The 613-nt window shown below is 72.9% G+C and carries 1 protein-coding gene; it reads right to left on the minus strand.

Features of this window, described 5'->3' with window-relative positions:
* The coding region (locus B8460_RS18575) for a zinc ribbon domain-containing protein (protein WP_048863111.1) at positions 1–613 on the minus strand (613 nt) is incomplete at both ends.

Genomic DNA, 613 nt, shown 5'->3' on the forward strand with positions numbered 1-613 from the left:
AGGCGGACGCGGTCGGCGGCGGCCTGACGGGCGAATTTGGCGGCGTCCAGCCGTTCCTTCAGCGTGGGATCGTGGGCGTCGATCAGTCCCTGCTCCACAAGGTCGAGCAGGCGGGTCATGCGGCCTTGCGCCTCGGTCAGGGCGCGGCGCGCCTGCGACAGCTGCTCGCGTCGTGCGGCGTCGGCGTCGGCCGAGCGGGCGACGTAGGCTTCAAGGACAACCAGCAGGCGGTCGGGCGTGAGCAGCTGGTCGGTGAGGTGGTCGAGCACCATGCCGTCGAGGGCCGCCATGGCGATGCTGCGTCCGGGGCAGGCGGTCTTTCCCTTCTGCGCGCAGCCGGCGCAGGCGTAGTAGCGGTAGCGCCCGCTTTTGCCGGTGCGGATGGTCATGCCGGCGCCGCAGGTGCCGCAGCGGGCGAGGCCGGTCAGCAGGGTCGGGCCGCTGACGACGCGCGGCGGCGTGCGCCTTGGGCTGCGCGCCCGCAGGCCGGCCACGACCTGAACGTGGTCCTCGGCCGCGATGATCGCCGGCACCGGGACGGCGATCCACTGATCGGTGGGCTTGCCGCGTCCGGTCTTTGCGTCGCGGCGGTTGAAGTGCAGCGTGCCGGTGT

The organism is Acidisphaera rubrifaciens HS-AP3, assembly GCF_000964365.1.
In the GTDB taxonomy this organism is placed as follows: Bacteria; Pseudomonadota; Alphaproteobacteria; order Acetobacterales; family Acetobacteraceae; genus Acidisphaera; species Acidisphaera rubrifaciens.